General features: G+C 65.3%; 19 protein-coding genes and 4 tRNA genes. 12 read left to right on the top strand and 11 right to left on the bottom strand.

What is annotated here, in order from left to right; translation table 11 throughout:
- Window positions 1-20 precede the first annotated feature (20 nt).
- Window positions 21-401 (top strand): hypothetical protein, encoded by a 381-nt coding sequence (locus tag ACFWF1_RS23155; RefSeq protein WP_379287256.1) that lies wholly within the window; start codon window positions 21-23, stop codon window positions 399-401.
- Window positions 402-821: 420 nt separating this feature from the next.
- Window positions 822-1,463, top strand: a complete 642-nt coding sequence (locus tag ACFWF1_RS23160) for a DsbA family protein (RefSeq protein ID WP_379287254.1) — start codon at window positions 822-824, stop codon at window positions 1,461-1,463.
- Window positions 1,464-1,683: 220 nt separating this feature from the next.
- Here the strand turns inward: ACFWF1_RS23160 and ACFWF1_RS23165 are convergent, their stop codons facing one another.
- From ACFWF1_RS23165 to ACFWF1_RS23185, 5 genes are all read right to left on the bottom strand, one after another.
- Window positions 1,684-2,307, bottom strand: coding sequence for a hypothetical protein (locus ACFWF1_RS23165; RefSeq protein WP_379287253.1), 624 nt, complete (start codon window positions 2,305-2,307; stop codon window positions 1,684-1,686).
- Window positions 2,308-2,347: 40 nt separating this feature from the next.
- Complete coding sequence (locus ACFWF1_RS23170; RefSeq protein ID WP_379287252.1) at window positions 2,348-3,403, bottom strand: hypothetical protein; 1,056 nt, start codon at window positions 3,401-3,403, stop codon at window positions 2,348-2,350.
- Window positions 3,403-5,007: a hypothetical protein gene (locus ACFWF1_RS23175; protein WP_379287251.1), complete on the bottom strand. Its 1,605-nt coding sequence runs from the start codon at window positions 5,005-5,007 to the stop codon at window positions 3,403-3,405. The genes ACFWF1_RS23170 and ACFWF1_RS23175 overlap by 1 nt, the downstream gene beginning before the upstream one ends.
- A 276-nt stretch (window positions 5,008-5,283) precedes the next feature.
- Entirely contained in the window at window positions 5,284-5,829 is a 546-nt protein-coding gene (locus ACFWF1_RS23180; protein WP_379287250.1) for a universal stress protein, read from the bottom strand.
- Window positions 5,830-6,579: 750 nt separating this feature from the next.
- Window positions 6,580-6,654 (bottom strand) — tRNA-Val (locus ACFWF1_RS23185).
- Between the two features lie 333 nt (window positions 6,655-6,987).
- On the opposite strand from ACFWF1_RS23185, the gene ACFWF1_RS23190 reads away from it, so the two are divergent.
- The 5 genes from ACFWF1_RS23190 to ACFWF1_RS23210 all read left to right on the top strand — a co-directional run bounded on the left by ACFWF1_RS23190 (window position 6,988) and on the right by ACFWF1_RS23210 (window position 9,298).
- Window positions 6,988-7,059, top strand: a tRNA-Gly gene (locus tag ACFWF1_RS23190).
- Between the two features lie 44 nt (window positions 7,060-7,103).
- Window positions 7,104-7,174 (top strand) — tRNA-Cys (locus tag ACFWF1_RS23195).
- Window position 7,175: 1 nt separating this feature from the next.
- Window positions 7,176-7,250 (top strand) — tRNA-Val (locus tag ACFWF1_RS23200).
- A 385-nt stretch (window positions 7,251-7,635) separates the two neighbouring features.
- Entirely contained in the window at window positions 7,636-8,907 is a 1,272-nt protein-coding gene (locus ACFWF1_RS23205; protein ID WP_379287248.1) for a lipase family protein, read from the top strand.
- A gap of 67 nt (window positions 8,908-8,974) precedes the next feature.
- On the top strand, window positions 8,975-9,298 hold the full coding sequence (locus ACFWF1_RS23210; protein ID WP_379287246.1) for a hypothetical protein: 324 nt from the start codon (window positions 8,975-8,977) through the stop codon (window positions 9,296-9,298).
- Window positions 9,299-9,302: 4 nt separating this feature from the next.
- Here ACFWF1_RS23210 and gyrB read toward each other — a convergent pair whose 3' ends face one another.
- Together gyrB and ACFWF1_RS23220 are read right to left on the bottom strand one after the other, a co-directional pair.
- Entirely contained in the window at window positions 9,303-11,297 is a 1,995-nt protein-coding gene (gene gyrB, locus ACFWF1_RS23215) for a DNA topoisomerase (ATP-hydrolyzing) subunit B (RefSeq protein WP_379287244.1), read from the bottom strand.
- A gap of 448 nt (window positions 11,298-11,745) precedes the next feature.
- Window positions 11,746-12,516: a glucose 1-dehydrogenase gene (locus ACFWF1_RS23220; protein WP_379287243.1), complete on the bottom strand. Its 771-nt coding sequence runs from the start codon at window positions 12,514-12,516 to the stop codon at window positions 11,746-11,748.
- 89 nt (window positions 12,517-12,605) lie between these two features.
- Here ACFWF1_RS23220 and ACFWF1_RS23225 point away from each other — a divergent pair, with 89 nt between their 5' ends.
- From ACFWF1_RS23225 to ACFWF1_RS23235, 3 genes are all read left to right on the top strand, one after another.
- Window positions 12,606-12,953 (top strand): ArsR/SmtB family transcription factor, encoded by a 348-nt coding sequence (locus tag ACFWF1_RS23225; RefSeq protein WP_379287536.1) that lies wholly within the window; start codon window positions 12,606-12,608, stop codon window positions 12,951-12,953.
- Between the two features lie 62 nt (window positions 12,954-13,015).
- Window positions 13,016-14,080: a cobalamin-independent methionine synthase II family protein gene (locus tag ACFWF1_RS23230; RefSeq protein WP_379287241.1), complete on the top strand. Its 1,065-nt coding sequence runs from the start codon at window positions 13,016-13,018 to the stop codon at window positions 14,078-14,080.
- Window positions 14,081-14,176: 96 nt separating this feature from the next.
- The gene (locus ACFWF1_RS23235; RefSeq protein WP_379287239.1) at window positions 14,177-15,397 is read left to right on the top strand and encodes a sigma factor-like helix-turn-helix DNA-binding protein; all 1,221 of its coding nucleotides are present in this window, start codon (window positions 14,177-14,179) and stop codon (window positions 15,395-15,397) included.
- Here the strand turns inward: ACFWF1_RS23235 and ACFWF1_RS23240 are convergent.
- Window positions 15,363-16,310 carry a hypothetical protein gene (locus ACFWF1_RS23240; RefSeq protein WP_379287237.1) on the bottom strand — a complete coding sequence of 316 codons (948 nt, stop codon included), beginning with the start codon at window positions 16,308-16,310 and terminating at the stop codon, window positions 15,363-15,365. The two genes, ACFWF1_RS23235 and ACFWF1_RS23240, sit on opposite strands and share 35 nt — an antisense overlap.
- 495 nt (window positions 16,311-16,805) lie before the next feature.
- On the opposite strand from ACFWF1_RS23240, the gene ACFWF1_RS23245 reads away from it, so the two are divergent.
- Window positions 16,806-17,900, top strand: a complete 1,095-nt coding sequence (locus ACFWF1_RS23245; RefSeq protein WP_379287235.1) for a hypothetical protein — start codon at window positions 16,806-16,808, stop codon at window positions 17,898-17,900.
- On the opposite strand, the gene ACFWF1_RS23250 is transcribed toward ACFWF1_RS23245, so the two are convergent.
- The gene (locus ACFWF1_RS23250) at window positions 17,893-18,801 is read right to left on the bottom strand and encodes a LysR family transcriptional regulator (protein WP_379287233.1); all 909 of its coding nucleotides are present in this window, start codon (window positions 18,799-18,801) and stop codon (window positions 17,893-17,895) included. The genes ACFWF1_RS23245 and ACFWF1_RS23250 overlap by 8 nt on opposite strands.
- Before the next feature lie 131 nt (window positions 18,802-18,932).
- On the opposite strand from ACFWF1_RS23250, the gene ACFWF1_RS23255 reads away from it, so the two are divergent.
- A complete protein-coding gene (locus ACFWF1_RS23255; RefSeq protein ID WP_379287231.1) occupies window positions 18,933-19,928 on the top strand; it encodes a YncE family protein in 996 nt (331 codons plus the stop codon).
- 6 nt (window positions 19,929-19,934) lie between these two features.
- Here the strand turns inward: ACFWF1_RS23255 and ACFWF1_RS23260 are convergent, their stop codons facing one another.
- Together ACFWF1_RS23260 and ACFWF1_RS23265 are read right to left on the bottom strand one after the other, a co-directional pair.
- Window positions 19,935-21,629 carry a flavin-containing monooxygenase gene (locus tag ACFWF1_RS23260; RefSeq protein WP_379287229.1) on the bottom strand — a complete coding sequence of 565 codons (1,695 nt, stop codon included), beginning with the start codon at window positions 21,627-21,629 and terminating at the stop codon, window positions 19,935-19,937.
- Between the two features lie 58 nt (window positions 21,630-21,687).
- Window positions 21,688-22,920, bottom strand: a complete 1,233-nt coding sequence (locus ACFWF1_RS23265; RefSeq protein WP_379287227.1) for a cytochrome P450 — start codon at window positions 22,918-22,920, stop codon at window positions 21,688-21,690.
- Between the last annotated feature and the right edge of the window lie 259 nt (window positions 22,921-23,179).

Below are 23,179 nucleotides of genomic sequence, written 5' to 3' on the forward strand. Positions count from 1 at the left end.
GAGAAGAATGGGTCAAGGGAATGTTCTACTACAAAGCCGTATGTGAGGGCGACTTCGGAACCACTCCGCCGTTTACGATGTTTGTAACTATGGACAAATCAAAAGGCGCGCTGGTCTGGAATCAACGAATCCAAGCATGGCAATACGACCCTGCACGGGTGCGCGAATTCACCTCCGATGAGCGGAATTGGGATCGCTACGAAGTAGTCGATCGCGCGGCAGCCGAGGAATTCTCCCGCCGACTCGCAGTCGACGGTTCAGCGGTCAGCGAACTGCCGAGCGAAGAGTGGATCCAGTGGTTTTTCTCATGGGAAGGGGATCCGCCGGACCATGAAGACGTATCCTGGAACGACGATCAATACGTCCGGGATTTCAATGCCGCCAAAGACAAAGGCGAGTGACACGGTCTCGCTCCTTTACTCGACCGGCACTGGATGACGATGGAGTCGTCGACCTGGTCCGGAGGAGTTTCATGTCGAGTACGTCGTTCCACGGAAGTATCGAAACCGTCGACCCTCGGGTTCTACCTTATCGGAAACGCCTATTTCGCATACACTTACGTGTTTTGTGCGATCTTGGCGTGGCGATACGCGGCCTCTGCGCCGCGCTATCAAATTCTTGGTCTTGGTCTGGTCTCGGTGGGTCTTTTCGGCTCGGCGTTGCACTGGAAGGATCCCGATCGTGACCAGAGTCCCGATCACGGCGACGTGCTTCATTGTCGGCTGTGCCCGGAAGGCGATCGATAACACCGCGCTGGTTTCGGTAGTCGGTCACTCGACTGCGACGTAGAACCCTTTGTATCGGTATCAACGAGGAGCATCGTGTCCGAAGACAATGCCACTGCGACGCCAGTCGACTTCTGGTTCGATCCGCGGTGCCCCTGGGCGTGGGTCACCGCACGCTGGATGAAGGAGGTCGAGAAGGTCCGGCCGGTGGAAATCCGTTGGCGCGTCATGAGTTTGGCCGTGCTGAACGAAAACCGGCTCGACGAACTGCCCGAGCAATTCCGCAGATGGGACACCGTAGGGCGGTATCCGGTGCGGATCTGCGTCGCCGCCGAGCAGAAGTACGGCAGCAAGGTCCTTGGCCCGCTGTACACGGCCCTGGGTACCCGCATCCACAATCTGGGCCAGAAGCAGACTCGGGAAACCTTCGCGGCAGCCCTGGCCGACGCCGGCCTGTCCGAAGACCTCGCCGACGCCGCGTACTCCACCGACTACGACACCCTCATACGCACCTCCCACCACGAGGGAATCACTCTCGTCGGACAAGAAATCGGTACCCCGATCATCGCCGTTCCCGGCCCCGACGACACCCGCGTCGCCTTCTTCGGGCCAGTCGTCACCCCCGCCCCCAAAGGCGAGGCGGCCGCACGACTATGGGACGGGATCCTCCTGCTGGCCGGCACCCCAGGCTTCTTCGAACTGAAACGAAGCAGGGACACCGAACCGTCGTTCGATTGATGCCGAGCATGTCCCAGCGTCGATGACCTCTACTCCGGTGGCGACGCCAGACAACGCCCCTGAACAAATGCCGACATCTCTGACGTCCCTGCGCTTTTGGGTGCGATGGTCAACCGGCGGGCACCGCCGCGAACATCGGCCGCAGGAGCGCTGGGCTCATCGTTGAGCGGGACGGCGCCGGATTCCCGGTGTCGCCGTGGCGGCACCGGGAACGACGACGCTAGGCGATGAGCTGCTTGATGGCGTCGGGCAGATCATCAGAATCGTAGGAGAAGGTGTCACCGGGCACGGCCCCTTCGATCTGGGCAATCTTGTTCTGCAACAACGACATCTGTTCGGCGGTGAGGTCGCTGATCGGCGTCGACACGTCGACCCCGGCCGCGGTGGCGACATCGGTGGCGTAGGTGTCGGGATCGTTGCCGTCGGAGGCGGGCGCGTACCTGCGGAACGCGTCCTGCAGCGACAGATTCACGTAGGCCGGGCCCTGCAGGAACAGGCCGATAGCCATGAACCCGGTGTCGTAGTCGGGGAAGATCAGGAAGTTGTGCCAGTTGAACTTTCCCGGATACTGGCCGTAGTCGGGCCCGTTCGATGACCCGGTCAGATTGCCCGGGTTGTTGTTCAGCCAGGCGTAGCTGCCCGTGCCCCGGCGCAGGTGTGGTTGTCCGCGCAGGATGACGTCGTTGGCGTAGAAGACGTAGTTGTAGATCGCGGTGCCGTTGCCCTGATAGTCGGTCTGGTCGCTGGCGTTGCTGCCAGGGAACCATTCCGCGCGTGGGATTTTCTTGTTGGTCGAGACGTTACCGTTCCAATACCAGGCGTGGTCGCCGAATTCGACGGTCATGACCACCACCTCCTTATCTGTTGTGTGGCTGGTGATTTCGTTATGCGGCGGGATCGTCCTCGGGCGGCAGGTCGGGCAGCACGTCGGCGAGCAGAGCGATCGCCTGTACGCCCGGCCAGCCGATCGACACCGAATCGCCGCTACCAGTTGCCGAGACCCGCAGTGGGCCAACACGAGTGGTGTTCTGCTGGTTGTCCCAGGTGCCGATGACGCTGGCGTTCTTGGCGAGTACCAGGGCATAGGGCAGGACGGGTACCGCGCCACCGGAGCCCTTCCCGAGCAGCCGTCCCGCCTCGTAGCCGGGCAGATACCAGGCGGGATCGTTGAGCAGCACGTCGTCCCACCAGTTGGTGCCCGAAACCCGCCGAGTGAGATCGACGAGCAGGTAGTCGAACTGGATGATGACGTCGGACGTGGTCGTCGTGCTGTCGGTGCCGCCGGTCGGCTGGCCGACATCCCGGAGCACCGGTCCGTCGTCGTCGAAGTGCCCCCCGAATCCGGGCGGGATGATCGGCGGCCCACCGCCGGGGCGAAACATCAGCGCCATCGCGCTGTCGCCGCCGCCCCCGCTCGCGGCGGGTTCTGTCGTGTGGATCGCCCAACTGTCGCCCGCCACCAGCCCCTTGCTCGGCGCCGCTGTCGTTGTGCTGTGCGCTGCCGAACTCCAGCTCTGCCAGTACGGCACATCCGGCATCGGCCAGTCCGGCGGTTCACAGGTCAGCGGCTGGTCGACGTCGACCTGGCTCAGCAGCGACTTGTCACCGCTGAGTCGTTTCGAGAGCTGCTGTCCGGCAAGGCTGTTCGCGTCGACCGGCTGTGCGCCGGTGACAATTGCCGTATACCAGCTCGTCGCACTTTCGCCGCCGGGTGGCGGGGTGATGGCCGCCGTCGCCGGGGTCAGGATCAGCGTGGTGTCGAATCCGGCAAGCCACAGGCCGAGCCGCAGCGGGTTGAGTTTGCCGTTCTGAACGACCTTGTCGTCCAACGGAACTCCTTGAAAGAAGGCCATGGCCTTGTCCGGCGCGTTGGCGATGCCGTAGGCCGTGCCGAGGTCGGAGACCAGCAGCTGGCCGATCTCGTTGATGCTGTGGCCCATCAGCTGCTCGCCTTCGGCGGGGCGGCCGGAACGACGCGGACCAGCCAGCCGATGATCTGGGTGCCGTGCATGACGAGCGTGCCGCCGCTGCCCGAGCTCTGGTAGCTCCAGCTCTGATGGCCGTCGTCGTTCTGGAAGTACTGGCCGTTGGCGTTCCAGTCGTTGTGGTTGTAGGTGCCGCCGAGCCCGAAGATGCCGACCGAACCGCCGAAGCTGGTCGAATCCGAATGGCTACTGCCGCTCGACGACTGCGCGGCATCGGCGAAGTGGGTACCCGCGTCGCCCCAGTCGTTACAGGTGATGGTGAGGTTGCGGGCCACCAGCATCTGCACAACCAGCGACGGCATCCAGTTGCCGTTGTTGGCCAGGGTATTGGTGCCGTCGCTGATGTAGTTCTCCGGCTTGTCCTTGACCGACCATCCGCTGTTGATCCGGAAGATTTCCTCGAACAGCCACGGCCGCTGGACGTTCACCACGAAGTACTCGCCGGAGATCGCGGCACTCGACGAGTGGTCCCAGCGCCCGTCGCTCGATGACTGCGCGGCCGACTGCGAGTTGTAGTAGTCCGCACTCGTGCTGTCGACGCCGCCGGTCGCGCTGAACGGCCCCCAAACGAGGCCGACTCCACCGCCGTTCGACGATCCGGAGTCGTTGTAGTACGAGGTCGAGGAATCGCTGAACCCGCTGGCCGACGCGCTGTCGTAGCTGGAGTTGCTGACCGAGATCTGCATCGCGCCGAAACTGTCGTCGGTCACGTCGCACCAGGACGGCGGATCGAGGATGGTCAACGGGAATTTGCCGATCGGGAGCGACATTTCGCCGTAGGTGGACCAGCGGTCTTTGACACCGGCCACCGCGGCGTCGATGATGCTGGTGCCCTGCGAGTACAGGAAGTCGCTCGCCTCCGAATACGCCAACCCGGCATCGGTGTGATCGGCGCCGGCCACATCTATTTCCGCTTGATGGATCGCGTCGTCGTACGAGCCGCCGTCGACCGCCCAGGCCTGGCCGAGTGCCGGATCGGACATGGCTTTGTAGAATGCGTCCGCCTTGTTCCGCCGGGCGGTCCGCAACGCGATCATCGCATTGAGGTAGCCCTGGTAGCCCGGGGTGTACTTGCCGTAGATGCCGTTCACGTACAGCGCCTGCTTGGCCTGGTTGATCTTGTCCTGGACCTCTTTGGACGGCGGCGTCGGCATATCGCCGGTAATCGCCTGCTGCACGATCTTCCATGCGTCGGAGGCCTTGCCGAGTGATTTCGCCGCGAAGGACGAGCCGAGTGCGAGATGGTCGTCGACGAGTTCCGCGGTGGCCGCGGCGGCGGCATAGGATGCCTGCATTTTCGGATCCGGCACGCCCGGTTTGCCCGGTGTGGCACCGGTGCCCGGGTCGATGTGGCCAGAACTGTCCATCAGCGCATAGATGTCACCCTCCGGCGTCCACGGGTTCAAGTAGCGCCGCGGATCGACGGTGAGACCGGGCTTCTGATACAGAAACACCGTTCCCGGGTTGTTTTGCAGGGCTTCCGAAACCACCGAGCCCACCTGATCAATCGCGGACAGCAACGCTTTCTGCAGCGCGCCGAGTCCCTCGATATCTGCCATGACTTACCTCCCACGTGACGAGCCACCCCTGTCGGCGACTCGATGAATACGGTCGCCGTGGCTATCCACGCGGGCATCGGTATCCGTTTACGCGAGTATTTGCGCTGGTCCGCTGAGTGAAACAGGTAGAGGGGGCCGACTACTCGCACCCCGTCGCCTGGGGCCGCAGACCGTAAACACTTTGGTACTCAAGTACCAAACTGCCGCTGTTCCGCAGTGACGCTACCGGGGGAAGAGGATTTACGGCGTCGGCGAGCTCGTCATCAGACCCCGAAATCACGATTCCAAACGTGGCCGTAGCAACATACGGAGCCCGGCAGAGCGTTGCCTGACTCCGCCCTTTTTCGAACGGCAGACCGGTGTCCTCTCAAACGTCGGATAAACGACAAGAACATCCATGTGCGATTTACGCGCAGCTTCGTCGGACCGCGTGCCCAATCGTCGGCGAAGCGCGGTGCTGGTGCCCCTGTCCCCGATGACGACCAGGTCGGCGTTGGTTTCCGCGGCGACCGCGAGTAACGCCTTTACGGGCGGTCCTTCGACAGCGCGCCGCGCGACAGCGCCGACATGGAACTCTGCCACGCATTCTGCGGCCGTCCGAAGTATTTCATCCGCAGGCGCGGTGCCGCGAATCATATATGCGTCATTCTTCAGAATATCCGCTATCGCGTCGGCGTCACGCAGACGCGATTTTTCGTAAGAGCACACCAAAATCAGCTCTGCGCGGTTGACGGCAGCAATGCCAGCCGCCCGTCGCACCGCGATCTCCGATATGTCTGTCCCGTCGACATCGACGACGATGGTTCGATACGTGCTGTTCATGGATTCTCCTGGCAGCATGAGGAAGGCGAGGTCCGTAGCTCGGCAAGGCGTCGTCGCTCGAACCGGAGCTTCGGAAACTTCCCCTCAGCGTCCCCGCCCTCCCTCGCCGAGGCGCGCGTCTGTTCCAACCGGAGGAACACGCGGCCGACCGCTCGATCGACGGACAGCGAGACCAGGTATGCAGCGCAGCTGACGGGCTGTCGGTATGGAGCTGAGGAAGCTCACTTCGACATGGTCGCCCTCCTGGGCCGGTTGAAAATCGCCCGCCGGGCCGCCGCTGGAGTAGAGGCGGCTGCGCTGGTCGTAGCTGGCCTGTTGGCGGTAATAGTCAGATCCGAACCGCCCAAGAGCGCGACCTTCCGTCCTGAACTCGGTTGTGTAGCACTCACATTCAACTCCTAACCCGCCGCCTCGGGCTTTGGACCGTATTGATGTGACCCAGTTCAACGAAACGGATAGCAGGACTCTAGAACCACGTCGTCGTCAGCTCGTCCGCAGCCGCGGAGCCGAACGAGACCATCGCTGCGCCTTCGCCATGGACCTACATCTGCGAGAAAGGCACCTGTAAGAAGAAGCTCCTCGAGGACACCCTGGAGCCCGTCGTCATGGACGAGAAGACCCAGGTATTCGCAGACCTCCACAAGGCGGCCCGAGCCTGCCACCGGCCCCCAACGAGGCCTAGGTCGAAGCAAGCCCAGAAACAACAAAACACCGTCCAACGAACGGACGGTGTTTCGAATAAGCCTTCTATGGTGGTCCCAGCTGGTTTCGAACCAGCGACCTTCCGCGTGTGAGGCGGACGCTCTCCCGCTGAGCTATGGGACCTGAACTCGTGCCACATGGTGGCGGGCCGGAGGGCGGGGGGCGCCTTCCGAACGAGATGGAACATTAGCATGCGGCACCGGCGGTTCACCAAATCGCCACCCGGACAGGGGCGGAACGTGCTGGGCGGCAGTCCGTCTCGAGGAGAGGGTGCGGGGCCTGCGGGGCCCACTGATCGAGGCGGCGAATCCTCCCCAATCACACCGGCCACCTCCGCCACACTGGCAACCTCGCCGATTTCCCCCGTTCTACCAGCGGATTTGTAGCTTTCACCGGGCGTCCGCTAATGTTCTGTCTCGCACCACGGAGGCCACAACGGCCACCGAGATGCAGAAGGCGGATGTAGCGCAGTGGTAGCGCATCACCTTGCCAAGGTGAGGGTCGCGGGTTCGAATCCCGTCATCCGCTCGAAGAGGTAGGGCCAGGCAATAGTTTAGCCGTCCCCTTCGCACGGTGGAGTGGCCGAGTGGTGAGGCAACGGCCTGCAAAGCCGTGCACACGGGTTCGATTCCCGTCTCCACCTCGCGCGATTAGCTCAGCGGGAGAGCGCTTCCCTGACACGGAAGAGGTCACTGGTTCAATCCCAGTATCGCGCACCACCGTAGTACCAGGTCAGGCCCCCTTTCGAGGGGGCCTTTCTTGTTGTGTGGGCTATTCGTGCCCGATGCCTGCCCAGCGCCCGTCCACGAAGTCGCGGGCCGGCTGTGATCCCCGCCTCCCGACCCCACGGGAATCAATGTCAGGTTTGACAGTTTGCTGAATATATGCTGTGCATATCGGCAGGTGCTCCGATGCCGCGAATGTAGAGCGTGTGCTTCGAATATCCGATTGCTACGACATTGCTTTTGAGCGCAGATGCGGCAGGCCAACGGATGTCCAAACGCTGTGCTCTTGGGCTGGAGATCACGGAATCACCAAGCAGCACAACAAGTTAACCGGGCTCTGCGGTCGCGAGGCCGGTGCATCCGAGCAATGGAGGTCGAGATGTCCAGTAAGGCGCAGCGACGCGTCCGCAGGTTCGGCGTTGCCGCAGTGGCCGTCGTGGTGACGTTGGCCGGGTCGGCGATTGTCGCATCGAATCCGGCGGGTGCGGCGCCACCGCTGCCGCAGGTGGATGAGTTCTACCAGCCACCAGCCGGTTTCGAGGCCGCGGCGCCGGGCGCGATTCTGCGATCCCGGCCGATCGAGTTGGTGATGCCGTTGCCTGCGCAAGCTTGGCAACTGCTCTATCGCACCACCAACGTGTTCGAGCAGCCGGATGTCACCGTCACCACGGTGTTCCTGCCCAACAATGTCCGACCGGACCGGCCGTTGATGTCGCAGCAAATGTTCGAGGACGCCTCCGGTCCGCAATGCGTCCCGTCCTACGGGCTGCAGGCCGGTGCCCAGTCCTCGCTGGAGACCACGGGACAGACAACGGATCTGCTGATGATGCTGGCGAACGGCTGGGTGGTGTCGGTGCCCGACTTCGGCGGACGATCCGGCCACTTCCCGGTTGCCCGAGAGCCCGGTTACATGGCGCTGGATGGCATTCGCGCGGCCACGCAATTCGCTCCGCTCGGTCTCGGCCCCGAGACCCACATCGGTTTGTACGGGTATTCGGGCGGCGGGTTCGGGACGGGGTGGACGGCTGAGCTGCAACCCAGTTACGCACCCGAGCTCAACGTGACCGCCGCCGCGTACGGCGGCCCCGGAGCCGACATCAATGCGGCATTGTTCACCACGAACGGCGGGCCCTTCTCGGCCATCGTCGGTAGCGGCCTGTCCTCCTACTACACCACGTATCCCGAGGTCAAAGCGGCGATGCGACCGCACCTGACACCCGAGGGAGCGGCCGTGATGGAGCAGATCCCGACGCAATGCCTGTCTACGACGCTGGCCCAGCAGTTCCTCGCCGACTGGAAGCGGTATTTCGACATCCCGCTGGACCAGGTCCTGGCGTTGCCGCCGCTCGCCGAAGTGATCAACGAGGCCAGGTTGGGTACGCACGCGCCGTCTGCGCCGCTGTATGTCTTTCAAGCAGTGCAGGACGAGGTGATTCCGGTGGGGTCGACCGACCGGATGGTCGAAGATCTCTGCGCTCGTGGGGCTCGGGTCACCTACGTCCGTGAACAGCTGGCCGAGCACTTGAGCATGATTCCGTCGGCCACCCCGGCCGCATTCTCCTGGCTGAAGGAACGGCTCAACACCGATACTCCGGCACCGGCCGGATGCAGCAGCACTACCGTGCTGTCCCAATTCATCACCCCGAAGTAACCGGCAGTGCGCCGGGCCTTGCCGTTGCGGCCCGGCGCACCGCGGCGGGATCGGGGAGACTGGGTGGATGGCACCGCCCGAGTTGGCTGCGCGACCGCAGTGGCGATGGACCGGGAATTCGAACTTCCTGGTCGCCGCGCTTGTCGACGGCCGGTGGTGGGTGTTGCGGATGAACAGCTTTCCCGATCATGCGCTGTGGACGTTGTTCGTTGACGGTGTGCCGCGCTTCGATATCGATGACGTTCCGTCGACGTGGGGACAGCCGCTGGATCGGTCCGCTCCGACGTTGGCGTCCGGCATTGCCGAGAAGATATTGGCGCTCCTCGAGGGTTTCGTGGCGTACGGCAGTGAAGTCGGGCGGCCCTGCGACGATCCGTTCTGTTGCGGTTGAGGCACTAGAAGTCGAGGAAGCGGACGTCTTTGGCGTTGTGCGTGATGAACGTGCGGCGGGCTTCCACGTCCTCCCCCATCAGGATGCTGAAGAGTTCGTCGGCTGCGGCGGCGTCGTCCAGCGTTACTCGGCGCAGGACGCGGACGGAAGGGTCCATGGTGGTTTCCCAGAGTTCTTTGGGGTTCATTTCGCCGAGGCCCTTGTAGCGCTGGACGCCGTCGTCGCGGTTGATCTTCTTGCCTGCGGCCAGGCCCTCAGCCAGTAGGGCGTCGCGTTCGCGGTCGGAGTAGGCGAACTCCGGATCGCCGCGCTGCCACTTGAGCTTGTACAGCGGCGGCTGCGCGAGGTAGACGTGGCCTTGTTCGATGAGCGGGCGCATGAACCGGAACAGCAGCGTCAACAGCAGCGTCGCGATGTGCTGGCCGTCGACGTCGGCGTCGGCCATCAGCACGATCTTGTGATAGCGCAGCTTGGCGATATCGAACTCGTCGTGGATGCCGGTGCCGAACGCGGTGATGATCGCTTGAACCTCGTTGTTCTTCAATACCCGGTCGATGCGGGCCTTTTCGACGTTGATGATCTTGCCGCGTAACGGCAGGATCGCCTGGTACATCGAGTCGCGGCCAGACTTGGCGGAACCACCGGCGGAGTCGCCCTCAACGATGTAGATCTCGGATTTCCGCGGATCCTTGGACCGGCAGTCGGCCAGCTTGCCGGGCAGGCCACCGAGGTCGTTGGCGCTCTTGCGGCGCACGAGTTCGCGGGCCTTGCGGGCGGCGGTGCGGGCTTGGGCGGACGAGACAGCCTTGGTGACAATGGTTTTGGCGTCTGCGGGGTTGGCTTCGAACCAGTGCGTGAGGTGCTCGTTGCAGGTGCGCTGGACGAACGATCGAACCTCGGTGTTGCCGAGTTTGATCTTGGTCTGCGCCTCGAACTGCGGTTCGGCGACGCGCACGCTCACGATCGCGGTGAGGCCCTCGCGGATGTCGTCGCCGGTGAGGTTGTTGTCCTTTTCCTTGAGCAGCTTCTTGTCCTTGGCGTACTTGTTGACCACGGTGGTCAGCGCGGCCCGGAAGCCTTCTTCGTGAGTGCCGCCGTCATGGGTGTTGATGGTGTTGGCGAAGCTGTGCACCGACTCGGAATAGCCGGAGTTCCACTGCATGGCGACCTCGAGCTCGTGGCCCGGGCCCGTACCGGTGAACGAGATGACCGAGTTGTGGATCGGCTGTTTGGTCCGATTCAGGTGGCGGACAAAGTCTTCCAGCCCACCCGGGTAGTGGTAGGTGCGCGTCTTGGTCTGCTCGGCCGGGACCTCCTCGGCCGGCTTGGGCGCCTCGGCGACCTCGCCGACCACGTCCTCGGTGACCCGCTCATCGGTCAAGACGATGGTCAGCCCCTTGTTCAGGAACGCCATCTCCTGCATGCGACGTGCGACGGTGTCGAAGTTGAAGGTGGTGGTCTCGAAGATGTCCGGATCCGGCCAGAACCGGGTGGTGTTGCCGGTTCGCTCGGTCGGCGCACCGCGTACCAGTTCCTCCGGCTTGGCGCGCAGATAGTTCTGGGTCCAGTGATAACCGTCGCGATCGATCGCCAACTCGACACGGATCGACAACGCGTTCACCACCGACAGACCTACGCCGTTCAGCCCGCCGGCCACCGCATAGGTGTCGGAGTCGAACTTGCCACCGGCGTGCAGCCGGGTCATGACGACTTCGACTGTCGGCACCCCGGTCTCGTGCATCGCCACCGGGATACCTCGGCCGTCGTCGGCCACTTCGACGCCACCATCGGCCAGCAACGTGACGTTGATCCGCGTGGCGTATCCGGCCATCGCCTCGTCGACCGAGTTGTCGACGATCTCCCGGACCAGGTGGTGCAGTCCGCGCTCACTGGTGGAACCGATGTACATGCCCGGACGCAGGCGGACCGCATCGAGCCCCTCGAGGATCGTGACGGACGAGGCGTCGTAGTCGCTGGATCTGGAGTCTTTGGCAGCCACTGGTCGGTAGCCCTCCCTCTTGCTGATCTCCGACGCAGCGGCAAACGCACACGAAAAGGCCCAGGGGTGATGGTGCTGAGAGGTACGGGTCCTCGCGCGTGCTGCGCGCTACGCGCCGAAGGGTTCGCCGCTAGTTACTTTTCCATCATAGCTATAGATGGTCTAGAGATGTCGATTCGACACGGCCAGTGTCGTCACAGATCCTCTAAAACCCATCAAGTCGACCCCCCCTATTCGCTATCCACTACCAGAAGCTCCACGGGCGCGCCAGGCACCAAACGAGGGAAATCCACTGAAACGACGGAACTAACGGTTCATGATGTGTCAACGATCAAACTTCACGGAAACACAGCCCAAGAGCCCCCGATAAGCCGAACGCCCCCTGCCGACGATCACGAAGATCGCAGGCAAGGGGCGAATGTGCCGCTGGCAGTTCGGAATTCGGCTCCTAGATCATGGCGGCCGGGGTGGCGGAGACCAGACCGCCATCGATGAGCAGGTCTTGGCCGTTGACGTAGGCACCCTCGTCGGAGGCCAGGAAGGCAACCGCGGCGGCAACCTCCTCGGACGTGCCGATGCGCCCCGCCGCCACGGTGGCGACGACGGCCTCCCGCACCTCGTCCGAAGCCTCGGCCTCGAACGCCGGGGTCGCCGTGTAGCCGGGACTCACCGAGTTGACCCGAATTCGCCTGGGCGCCAACTCGGCCGCCAGCGTGCGCGCCAGATTCTGCACGGCCGCCTTGCTCGCCGAGTAAAGGGCAGCACCGGGGCTGCCTCGATGCAGCGCGAAGGACGCGTTGATCACGATCGCCCCGTGGTCGGCCAGCAGCGGCAGTGTCTTCTGAATGGTGAAGAACGCCGCTTTGAAGTTGATGTCGACGACCCGGTAGAACTCCGCCTCGGTAACGTCGGTGACCTGCTGGAACGCACCGATGCCCGCATTCGCGAACACCACGTCCAGCCGCCCGAACCGGCCCTCGATCGCGGCCGTCAGCGCGTCGAGGTCGGCGAGATTCGCGGCGTCACCGGCCACCGCGAGCACCCGGTCCCCCGCATCCAACTCCTTGACCGCGGCGTGGAGCCGGCCTTTGTCGCGCCCCGTGACGATCACCCGCGCACCCTCGTCGAGCAGGCGACGCGCGGTCGCGAATCCCATGCCGCTGGTGCCGCCGGTGATGAGGGCGATCTTGTCGTCGAATCGGGAACTGCTAGCGCGCATCGGGGCGACCTTTCAAGACAGTTGAACTGTTCAAAGACTTACGTACAGTTCAACTGTTTGTCAACAATGGAGCTATCCTGGATCGCGTGATGACGGCACATCCCGAGCGGGCGCAGATCCAGTTGGCGAACGTGCTGTCGGCCGTGGGAAATCCGCTGCGGTTGTCCATCGTTCGCGTACTGGCCGACGGATGCGAGCACACCTGCGGCTCCATCGTGGACGGCGTGCCGAAGTCGAACCTGACGCACCACTACCGAGTGCTGCGCGACGCGGGCATCATCTGGCAACGTGTGTCCGGCCGCGAGACCCTGCAGTCGCTGCGCCGCGACGACCTCGACGCCCGTTTTCCAGGCCTGCTCGATTCCCTGCTCGCCGCAGCACACAGCGAGGCGCGGACCCGATCGCCGCAGCTCAGCGCCGACAACCCGACTGCGTGAATTTCGAACCAGCGCAGTCGATTTGAGGATTGCCACCAGTGTAATTCACTACACTCGCAACTGTGACCATCCCCACAGAGTCGATCGGTAGCATTCCACGTTCCCCAGAGCTGCAGGCCGCGATGGCGGCGCACGAAGCAGGCAAGATCGATGACGCCGCGCTGGCCGAAATTCAGCAGCGGGCTGTCACTGACACTGTCCACCGACTAGAAGAGATTGGGTCGCCGGTCGTCACTGACGGCGAGCAGAGCAAGCCGAGCTTCGTCACGTATCCGATCGCCGGGCTGGCCACGCTGGCGCCCGGGGGCGCGGCGATTCCGTTCGCCGACGGGCATCAGCGGCAGTTGCCGGTGATCACCGCCGGACCGTTCCGATACCAGACCCACGCGGTCGACTACCTGCGGGCGGCACAGGCGCAGGCGACCAAACCGGTGAAGCAGGCGGTGATCGCGGCGTCCGCGATCAGCCTGCTGTATCCGCCCGAGCCGATCGAGGGCTATTCGCGGGAAGCCTTCCTCACCGACCTGATCACCGAGGCCGAGGCCGACATTCGCGCCTGCCTGGACGCCGGTGCGCCGGTGGTGCAGATCGATTTCACCGAGGGCAGGCTGTCGCTGAAGCTCGATCCGAGCGGCGGGCTGCTCGACCAGTTCATCGAGCTGAACAACCTGGTGCTCGAACGCTTCTCGCCCGAGGAGCGGGCACGGATCGGAGTGCACACCTGTCCCGGCGGCGACCAGGATTCGACGCACAGCCTCGATGTCGACTACTCCGGGCTGCTGCCGAAGCTGTTGCAGCTGAAGGCGGGCAACTTCTACGTCCAGCTGGCCAGCGAGCCGGAACCGGACAAGGTGCTCGCCATTATCGCCGAGTACCTGCCCGCGGACGCACGCATCTTCGTCGGCGTCATCGATCCGATCGATCCGCGGGTCGAGACGCCGGAAGAGGTGCGCGACCGAGTGCTGGCCGCGGCCCGGCATCTGCCGGTCGACCGGCTGGGTACCTGCGACGACTGCGGGTTCTCCCCGTTCGCCGACGACACCTCGACGTCGCGGGAAACCGCGTTCGCCAAGATCAAGGCGCGCATCGACGGCACCGCACTGGCCGCCGAGCAGCTGGGAGTCTGACACGAGGCGACCCCCTGGCGCAGGTCGGTGCGCCGGAAATGTCGGTGGCCGGCATTAGGCTGAGCGGCACAGCACACCGAGCCAGGGGGTCGCAGCGTGACGGTCAGCGGGGAGGTCGAGGCGGCGGACGGGACGGACCCCGAGCTACTCGACCTGCAGGACGATATTTCGTTCGAGCTCGAGGAAGTCAACGAGCTGCTCGCCGAGTTGATCGCGCTGCAGGCCGACCGCAAGGCCAAGGACGGCGAGCTACTGTCCTATCGCCTCGGCGTCACCGGCGAGCAACCCGAGACGCTGGCCAAGATCGGCGCGCGCTACGACCTGTCCCGCGACCGGATCCGGCAGCTGCACACCAAGGCGGTCGGCCAGCTGATCCGCAACGCTCAATTGAGCGGCCATCACGCGGCGAATGTGTTTGCCGCGCGCTACCCGGTCGGCGCCCGCGACCAGCAGTTGGTCCGCGCGCTGCTGGTGGAGACCTACGCGACCGACACCGATATCGCGGCAAACGAGTTGTCCTACTTGAAGTTGCGACTGGCCGGGCACGCCGCCGAGGACGCGAAACGGGTCGCGGGATTCGTGACGCAACGGATCGCAGCCTGGCAGAAGAAGACCAACCGCCGGCTGGCCAAACTACGCGACGCGGAACCGCGCGCGACGAGTCAGCTGAATCCGTGGCTGGGGCAAGTGGATTGGCCCGGGTCGGGCGCCCCGGACGCGCTGCCCGTGACCTCGGCCCGCACCGTCGACAGCGACGACGACGGACGCGGACACTTCTACCTGGACAAGGTCGGGCGCGACGTGCCGTTCGACTCCGGGTTGGCCGCGCGGCTGCTGTGGATCCTCAACGCCAGCGACCTCGTCGACTCATTCCAGGAACAACCGGCCGCGGTCGGCTTCGAGCTGAACGGCACCGAGCACCTCGCCTACCCGAGCATCGCCGCCCGGCTCACCGACGGCCGGGTGGTATTGATCGATGTCCAACCGCTCGGACACGTTGGGTTCCACGTCAATCGAACGAAGTCCGCCGCGGGCCGCGCCTACGCGCACGGCAAGGGCTGGGGCTGGCTCGTCTGGACCGGCAGCCTGATCGGCCTGCCAGACCTGCTCGCCCGCAAGGTCGACGCGAACAGTGCGGCGCGGCTGACCGAGCTGGTCGCGCACGGACCGGCGCCGTGGTCGGCGATCCGGCAGGTCCGCGACGAGACCGGCCTGGCGCTGCTCGATTTCATCGCGCTGGTGCTGCGCAACGAATGGCGTTGGGACCGTGGCCCGTTCCGGCTCAGCGCACCACCATCGCGCCCGCAAGGAAGGTGACGATCAGCAGCATCGCGCAGCAGGTCACCAGCTGCCAGTGATTGATGGTCTGCTGCAGATGCCTGATGGTGTTGCGCAGCGACGTATCCAGCCGGTGATGGTCGTCGAGTTTGCGTCGCGCCTGCGCGAGCGAATCGGCCCGCTCTTGCGCCTCCTGCTCGGCCCGCTCCAACCGGGTGGTCAGCTTCATCAGGTGTTTCTGCTTGTCGCGCACGGTTTTCCGGGACAGGGCGAGCGTGGTGCGCTGGTTGACCAGCTCCTGGCGCTGCCGGGCGATGATCATCGCCTGCGTTTTCGTGTGGTGCTCCCAGTCGGCCACGGTGGCCCAACCTCCTGTCGTCACATCACGATATCCCCAGACGATGTCGCCGCTGACCCAGCCGTCGATGAAGTCGCGCAGCTCGAGCGGCTGCCTGCGCGGCGCGGCCACCGCGCTGTGCAGGGTGTCCAGCACGCCGGTCACCGTCTGGTAATCGCATGCGGGCGGGGCGAAATCGGCGATGCCGAGCGCGTGCAGATGGTCGACCCAGTAGCCGGGCGGGCACAGCCACAGCACGTCCTCGACGCCCGCGGCCCGCAACCGATCCGTATGTTCCTGCGCGAGAGCGCGTTCCAGCGCACCGCTGCGCACCTCGATGACGAACTCGCGCTCACCCTTGCGCCAGTAGATGTCCACGGGCAGCCCATCCACCCGTCGATCCACCTCGGCCACGTCGGCGCCGTACGCCAGCAACCGGCCGCACACCCAGTATTTCAATCGCCGCATATCCCATTGCGCGGCGTCACATTCCGGACACTTACAGCCGTATCCGCCGGACAGCTTGCGGGCCCGGCCCGCACCGTCCGCTATACCCAACTCGGCGAGCATCGCCTGGCGACCGCAGGCGATCTCCGCCCGCTGCTTCGTTCTCACGCGACCACTCCCCTGCCCAAACCACCGCAGGTCTGGCGACCTACGCCATAGATCAAGAGTGCGTCAGACTCGCCAACCCCGCCAGTCCCCTTTACCCCGCGCCCGGGTGCGCCACACCGGCAGATTTCCGGTGGAACGCCTGGTGTAGGCTGCGGCACAAGGAATTTCGCCAGAGCAGGCGACCCCAACGACACGCATATGTCGGTGGATTGACAGTAACCGCCATCCTGCGACTTCGCCACGCCACGCGCCTATGTGCGCTGTCGCACGCTCTTCGGTCTGCCACCGGAGCGAGAAAACGCTTAGGCTACGTCGGGGTGTGCCTCGGCTGGTTGCCGAAGGTAAGTAGATCTGTTCCGGACAAACCGGATCGCGCCGACCTCCGCCTGCACCGGTGTGGGACGGCCCGCCTACGCTGCTTCGATCAGATAGCCGGGCGGATAGAATCGCCCAGCCGAGTGCGAGCTGGGCCGATACGGGGAAGTGGGTTACTGGATGGAGCACGGTCAAGAGGCCGGCGAGTCGATCGGTGCGATGCTGTCGAGCATCGCGGCGGTTCTCCGTGAGGTCAGCGACAAGCTGGACGCCGTGGCGGTCCGGGTCGACGGTGTCGACGGGATCAGTGTTGCCAGCGTGGTACCCGCTGACCGCAGCGTCGAGGCGCGACTGGCCAAGCTCGAAGCGTGGGCTTTCCGTGCCGGGCAGGACATTTCGGGCATCGACGGCCGACTGGAGAAGGTCGAGTCCGGCAGTGGACCGTCGCATGCCGCGCCGGAGACCGAGCGCGCCGAACGTCCCCTACCGCGCGCCGCCTCGCGCCGGAACTCCGCGACGGTCGAGCAGAGCGTCCCGCCGCAGCGCGAATCCGTCGCCGCCACGGCCACACCGATCCGGGAAAGCATCGGCACCCCGCACGACCTCGCCCAGACCGCCCGCGACAACACCACCGCTGCCCGCGAGAACGCCACGGCTACCAGGGAAAGCGTCTCGCGTCGCTACGAGGGCGCCCCCCGCGACACGACAACGGGACGTGATTCCGCAGCGCACGAGGCGAACTCGGTGCCGCAACGCAGTTTCAGCGCACCAACGGCGTACGAGCCGGCCCCGTCGCAGAACTTCACCGCCCCCACCCCGCGCGAGCCGAGCCCGGCCCCGGCCACGAACTTCACCGCACCGACGCCGCGCGAACCGCTGCCTGTCCGTCAGTCGAGCTTCACCACGCCGCGCGAACCGGCCACCTCGTCGTACCAGAACTTCACCAGCCCACACGAGAACCCGTACGAGAGCATGGTTCCCTCGTCGCCGGACAGCGGCGACTACAGCCGCGGCACGAACGGCTCCGCGGTGGAGACGAACGGCACCGCGCTGACCGGCGCGCACCGCGCCGACGAGGACCTGATCCCGGTCGACAATTCCCACGTCGACAAGCTGCAGGCGATGCTGGACGAACTGAAGAAGACCGCCGCCGCCCCGCTCGGCCGCTCCGATGTCTTCGGACCGCCTGCGACAGACCTGAATTCGAACAGCTACCAGCCCGAACGCAGCACCGAAACGCCGCGCGACTACCGGTTGTCCAGCCCGCCTAAGTAGCCTCGGCCGACCTGGTCAGGATCGTCTCGATCAGCTCGCGCAGCCAGCGATGCCCGCTGTCGGCGGTATTGCGCGGATGCCAGGCCATGCCGATCGAGACCTCGGGCAGCGGCAGCGGAATCTCGAACGCGCACAACCCGAGCGCGGGCAGCGCCGACCGGCTCAGCAACGCGGGTCCGTGGCAGATCAGATCGCTGCCGTGCACCGCGAACAACGCGGTGGTCAGATTCGCCACCGTGGCGACCACTCGGCGGGTGCGACCGTGCAGCGCCAACCGGTCGTCGATCGGCCCGCGCGCGTGACCGTTGCGCGAAATGCTCAGGTGCGCGGCGGCCGCGAACCGGGCGACCGTCACCCGCTCGGTGACCAGCGGATGATCGGCGGCGGCGATCCCGATGATCCGATCGCCGAGCACGCGCCGCACCGTCGTCTCCGGATCGGTGTGGTCGATCACCCCCACCTCGATGTCGACCCGGCCGTCCCGCAGTGCCGCAGTGCCTTCCAGAGCATCGGGCAGGAACCGCAGCGTCACCCCCGGCGCCTGCGCGCGCACGGCGGCCAGCAGCGGCGCGGCCAGCTCGGTGAGCACCATGTCCCCCGCCTGCACCGCGAAGTTCCGCTTCAACGCACCGGGATCGATCGCGCCCTGCGGCGTCAGCAGCACCCTGCCCTGCTCCACCAGAGTGCCGACCTCGTAACGTAATTCCAGCGCGCGCGGCGTCGGCACCAGGTGGCGTCCGGCCCGCACCAGCAGCGGATCGTCGAGCACCCGGCGCAGCCTGGCCAGCGTCCGGCTCATCGCCGGAGCCGAGGTGTGCAGCCGTTCGGCCGCCCGGGTAACACTGTTCGTTTCCAGTAGCGCATCCAGCGCTACCAGCAGATTCATGTCCAGCGCCTCCATCCTTGGATTATCGCCAGCGCAATGACTGATTACCAACATTGCACTGGTGATAACGCCCGGCGCGTCTTAGCGTTGATCGCGACGGCGCCGTCCTGCCGAACCAAAACCCTTGCCGGAAGGACGCACAACTCATGTCCACTGCTTTCGAAGCGGGCGCTCAGCTCGCGGTACTCAGCCAGAGCGGCTGCACGTTGAACTTCTTCGACCTCACGACCCAGACCCGCACGGCACAGCTCGATGTCCTTCCCGAGGGCCACGAGTTGTGCTTCGATCCGCGCACCCGGCTGCTGTACGCGAGCCACACCTATCGGTCGGGCGTCTGGCTCGCGCATGCGGCCGAGAGTCATGAGATCACCATCGTCGATGTCGATTCGCACGAAATCGTCGACGTGCTCGACATTTCGCCGGAGCACGCACCGCATGGCATGTACATCGACGGCGACGTGCTGTACGCGAGCGTCGAGGAGGGTCCGGCGGGTCCCGGTGGGCTGCTGGCGATCGATCTGCGCACCCGGCGCCCGCTGCACCGCGTCAGCGCGGACGCGGCGGTTCCGCATTGGGCGGTGCTCACTCCCGATGGGAAGAAGGCGTACACCACCAACAAAACCGCACCGTTTGTGTCGGTGCTCGACCCGGCCGGGGAACGGGAGACGCGGCGAATCGCGGTGTCCGGCAGCGAGGGGCTGGCGCTGTCGCCGGATGGTGACCGGTTGTTCGTTGCCACGCCCGCGCTGTCGTTGACGCCGGATCCGGCGGCGGAGTACGCGATGCTGGTAATCGATGTCGGCACCGACACGGTTGTGCACAGCTTCCCGACCGCGAATGCGCCTAGCGCGGTGCATGTCACCAGCACCGGCAAGCTGCTGGTGGGTCAGTGGCGCGGCGACGACGGTCTGCTGTCCATCTACGACGCCGATACCTACGAGCCGCTCGGGCAGACCGAGGTCGGCAAGGCTCCGCTCAACATCTGCGCGACCCCGGACGGCGCAACGGGTTTCGTGAGCAACCTGATGTCCGGCACCGTCAGCGTGGTGGATATCGACCGATGCGCGGTGCAGGCCACCCTGGCGATCGATACGTCAAGCGACCAGGGTGCGCACGGAATTGCCTACATCCCCGCAGGCTGAATCCGCTTACTTGCCTTGCGAACCGTGCAGCAGGTCGGTGGGCGCACCGGTGCTCAGGTCGTGTGTCCTCGGCACATCGTGCGTCTCGGCGCTCAGGTTGTTCGCTCCCGGCAAACCGGTGCTCAGGTCATGCGACTTGGGCACCCCGAGGTCCGGTGGCCGTGGCGCACCGAGACTCGGGCCGGGCGCGGCCACCTCGGCGTGCTCGACCGGGTAGGCCGGTGGCGCGGACTCGTGCCTGGTGGTCAGCCCGCGGTAGGACTCCGGCCGGATCGTGCGGAACCATTGCGCCGCACGGGTTCGCAGCGGCAACCGGAACTTCAGGTCGGCCAGCATCTCGTCGACGTTGCGGATGGAGAAGGGCGTGATCGCGGTGCCGTGCGCGTGATGGCCGCGGGTGCGTTCCTCCGTCCAGCGCAGCCGGGCATCGATCTGTTCGCTGAGCGCGTCGCGCGGCGGCAGGTCGAGCTGGTTGGTCAGCAGTGCGGCGGTCCAGTGCGCGCCGACCTCGGCGTTGAGGGTGCTGATCACCGACGAGTTGTAGCCGGCGAAGGTCAGATTCGGCACGTCGAGCGGCAGGATCTGCCGGTGCAGGCGGAAGTTGCCGTGCTCGTCGGTGAGCCTGCGCTGCACGTACGGGGTGAGGAACGGCACCCGCTGCTGGAATCCGGTGGCGCAGACGACGATGTCGGCCGGGATCAGGTGACCATTCGCCAGCTGGACCGCGGGCGCTTCGCCGCCACCGCCGCGCATTTCGGTGATGGCGGTGTCGCGCTGTACGACGATCCGGCCGTTCGCGACCTGCTCGTAGAAGTTCTCGGTGGCGAGGCTGACGGTGCTCTCGGCGATCTGCTCGAACCGGCCCTCCGGCAGCAGGCCGAGCTCGCGCAGGTTCATGTGCTTGGTGGCGAGCTCCTGGATCAGGTCGAGATTCGCGACCCGGAACGAAACGCCGGGGCCGTCCAGAAAGCGGTCCATCCGGCCGGGTTCCAGGTGGTGGAAGTGCGCCTCGCCGAAGCGGGTCAGCATCAGCCGCTCGTAGTCGAGCACCCGTGCCATCTTGCGCGGCATCTTCCACAGCAGTCGCCGCGCCACCACCGTCGTCGAACCGGCCACGTCGCTGACGGCCTCGGCGATGTCGCAGGCCGACTTGCCGTAGCCGACGACCACGACGGACTTACCGCGCACCGCCTCGACATCCAGGAATTCCGACACGTGCCCCAGCTGGCCACCGGCGGCACGGAACAGCTCGATACCGCGGAAGTCCGGGATCGCGGGTTCGCTGAACACCCCGTTGGCGATGACCAGGTGATCGCAGGAGGTCCGATGTATACCGGCCTGATCGCGGATCTCCAGCAGCCAGCCACTGTCCACCGGATCCGCGGCGACCACCTCGGTGCCGAGCCGCAGGTGCGGGCGCAGGCCGAAGTGGTCGGCGTAGGCGGCCAGATACGCCTGCATCTGCTCGCCGTCGAGCACCTTCGGGTAATCCGACGGCATCGGGAAGTCGGAGAAGTGATAGGTGTTCTTGGAATTCTGGGTTCGCAGCCCCGGGTACCTGCGGGTCGCACTCCACACGCCACCGACATCGGGCGCACGGTCGAAGATCTCGACCGGAAAACCCTTCTGGATCAGCACTTTCGCGCAGGCAAGACCTGCGATACCCGCACCAACGATCGCGATGCGGTTTCCGCTCGTCATGCGCAGGAGATTACGTCGCTTACGGCGCACAGCAAAGTCGGTTGCCCTGATCGGCGATTCACAGTAGCGCCGAATCCACCGGCGCACCGGCCGGATCGACCGGCAAATCCCGCACGCCGCGGATGAGAATGCTCTCACGCCAGCACAGTTCATCGTCGCCGACGGCCAGGCGCAGTTCGGGGAAGTGTGCGACCAGGCGGGTCAGGGCGATGCGAGCTTCCATGCGGGCCAGGCCCGCGCCGAGGCAGTAGTGGATGCCGTAGCCGAAGGCCAGGTGATTGGTCGGGCGGTCCGGATCGAAGGCCGCGGGATCGGCGAAATGACGTTCGTCACGATTGGCGGAGCCGAGCGCCACCATGACCAGTTCGCCCGCGGGGATTTCGGTGTTGCCGAGGGCGATCGGGGCGGTGGTGTAGCGCAGCGTCGCGACGTTCACCGGGCCGTTGTGCCGCAGCACCTCCTCGATCAGCGGCGCGACGGCGTCGGGTTGGTCGCGCAGTGCGCGGTAGCGCGGCGGATCGGTCAGCAGGGTGAGCACGGTGTTGCCGATCAGGTTGACCGTCGTCTCGTGCCCGGCGACCAGGATCAGGAACGCCATCGAGATCAGTTCGTCGTGGCTGAGCCGATCGCCGTCGTCGGTGACAGTGAGCAGGTGCGAGATCAGGTCGTCGCCGAGGCCGTGTTCGCGGCGCATGGCCACCAAACGGTCGAAGTAGTCGACGATGGCGTCCGTAGCCTTGCGCATGCCCTCGGGCGTGGACATCGAGGTGTCGACCACGTCGGCGGACCACTCGCGGAACGGCTCGCGATCCTCGACAGGCACGCCGAGCAGTTCGCAGATCACTGTGATGGGGAGCGGAAAGGCGTACTCCGCCAGCAGATCCACCGGGCCTGCGGCGGGATCGATCCGATCGAGGAGTTCGTCGGCGATGGACTCCACCCGGGATGCGAGTGCGTCCATCCTGGCGGGCGCGAATGCAGGGGTGACCAGTTTGCGCAGTCGCGAGTGACGCGGCGGATCAGCGTTGAGCAGGTGATAGCTCAATCGTTGATTGGCCGCGGTGACCCCGCTGCGGCCCGCGGCGATCTGCCTGGCCTGCGCGCCGGTTTCCGTGTGCGGGTCCTTGCGGATATCGGGGTGCCGCAGCACCTCCTTGGCCGCGTCGTAGTCGACGACCAGCCAGGCGCGCACACCGTTGCGCAGGCTGATCTGGTGCACGGGGCCCTCCGCGCGCAGCTGCCGGTAGAAGGCATACGGCGTACGAAAGAAGTCCGCTGGCAGCTGTCTCATCTGCGCTGGCCTCCACGTTTCGCGAGTGTCGTTGCGGCCGTTCGATCGTGACACGCGCCACCATTCGCGGCGAGTGCCGGTGCAGCTATCGTCCGGCCGATCGCGGTTGCCGATCGCCGCCGCATACCGACCGCCGCACGCTTTCTGATTTCCGGCACCAGGTTTCGCATGTGTGATGTGACAGGACATCGCTGACAGTTGGTGACAGGACATCCCGGACAGTTATGGGTTGTAGTTGAGGGTAGGTCGGTGTGATCCG

The sequence above is a fragment of the Nocardia sp. NPDC060255 genome, assembly GCF_042727395.1.
Lineage (GTDB): Bacteria > Actinomycetota > Actinomycetes > Mycobacteriales > Mycobacteriaceae > Nocardia.

What these genes read in the sequence shown, in the direction of transcription:
- ACFWF1_RS23170 (WP_379287252.1), bottom strand. Translation starts at nt 3,403, where the DNA reads ATGGGCCACAGCATCAACGAGATCGGCCAGCTGCTGGTCTCCGACCTC.
- ACFWF1_RS23155 (WP_379287256.1), top strand. Translation starts at nt 21, where the DNA reads ATGTTCTACTACAAAGCCGTATGTGAGGGCGACTTCGGAACCACTCCG.
- ACFWF1_RS23220 (WP_379287243.1), bottom strand. Translation starts at nt 12,516, where the DNA reads ATGCGCGCTAGCAGTTCCCGATTCGACGACAAGATCGCCCTCATCACC.
- ACFWF1_RS23180 (WP_379287250.1), bottom strand. Translation starts at nt 5,829, where the DNA reads ATGAACAGCACGTATCGAACCATCGTCGTCGATGTCGACGGGACAGAC.
- ACFWF1_RS23255 (WP_379287231.1), top strand. Translation starts at nt 18,933, where the DNA reads ATGTCCACTGCTTTCGAAGCGGGCGCTCAGCTCGCGGTACTCAGCCAG.
- ACFWF1_RS23225 (WP_379287536.1), top strand. Translation starts at nt 12,606, where the DNA reads ATGACGGCACATCCCGAGCGGGCGCAGATCCAGTTGGCGAACGTGCTG.
- ACFWF1_RS23260 (WP_379287229.1), bottom strand. Translation starts at nt 21,629, where the DNA reads ATGACGAGCGGAAACCGCATCGCGATCGTTGGTGCGGGTATCGCAGGT.
- ACFWF1_RS23265 (WP_379287227.1), bottom strand. Translation starts at nt 22,920, where the DNA reads ATGAGACAGCTGCCAGCGGACTTCTTTCGTACGCCGTATGCCTTCTAC.
- ACFWF1_RS23205 (WP_379287248.1), top strand. Translation starts at nt 7,636, where the DNA reads ATGTCCAGTAAGGCGCAGCGACGCGTCCGCAGGTTCGGCGTTGCCGCA.
- ACFWF1_RS23165 (WP_379287253.1), bottom strand. Translation starts at nt 2,307, where the DNA reads ATGACCGTCGAATTCGGCGACCACGCCTGGTATTGGAACGGTAACGTC.
- ACFWF1_RS23210 (WP_379287246.1), top strand. Translation starts at nt 8,975, where the DNA reads ATGGCACCGCCCGAGTTGGCTGCGCGACCGCAGTGGCGATGGACCGGG.
- ACFWF1_RS23245 (WP_379287235.1), top strand. Translation starts at nt 16,806, where the DNA reads ATGGAGCACGGTCAAGAGGCCGGCGAGTCGATCGGTGCGATGCTGTCG.
- ACFWF1_RS23175 (WP_379287251.1), bottom strand. Translation starts at nt 5,007, where the DNA reads ATGGCAGATATCGAGGGACTCGGCGCGCTGCAGAAAGCGTTGCTGTCC.
- ACFWF1_RS23250 (WP_379287233.1), bottom strand. Translation starts at nt 18,801, where the DNA reads ATGGAGGCGCTGGACATGAATCTGCTGGTAGCGCTGGATGCGCTACTG.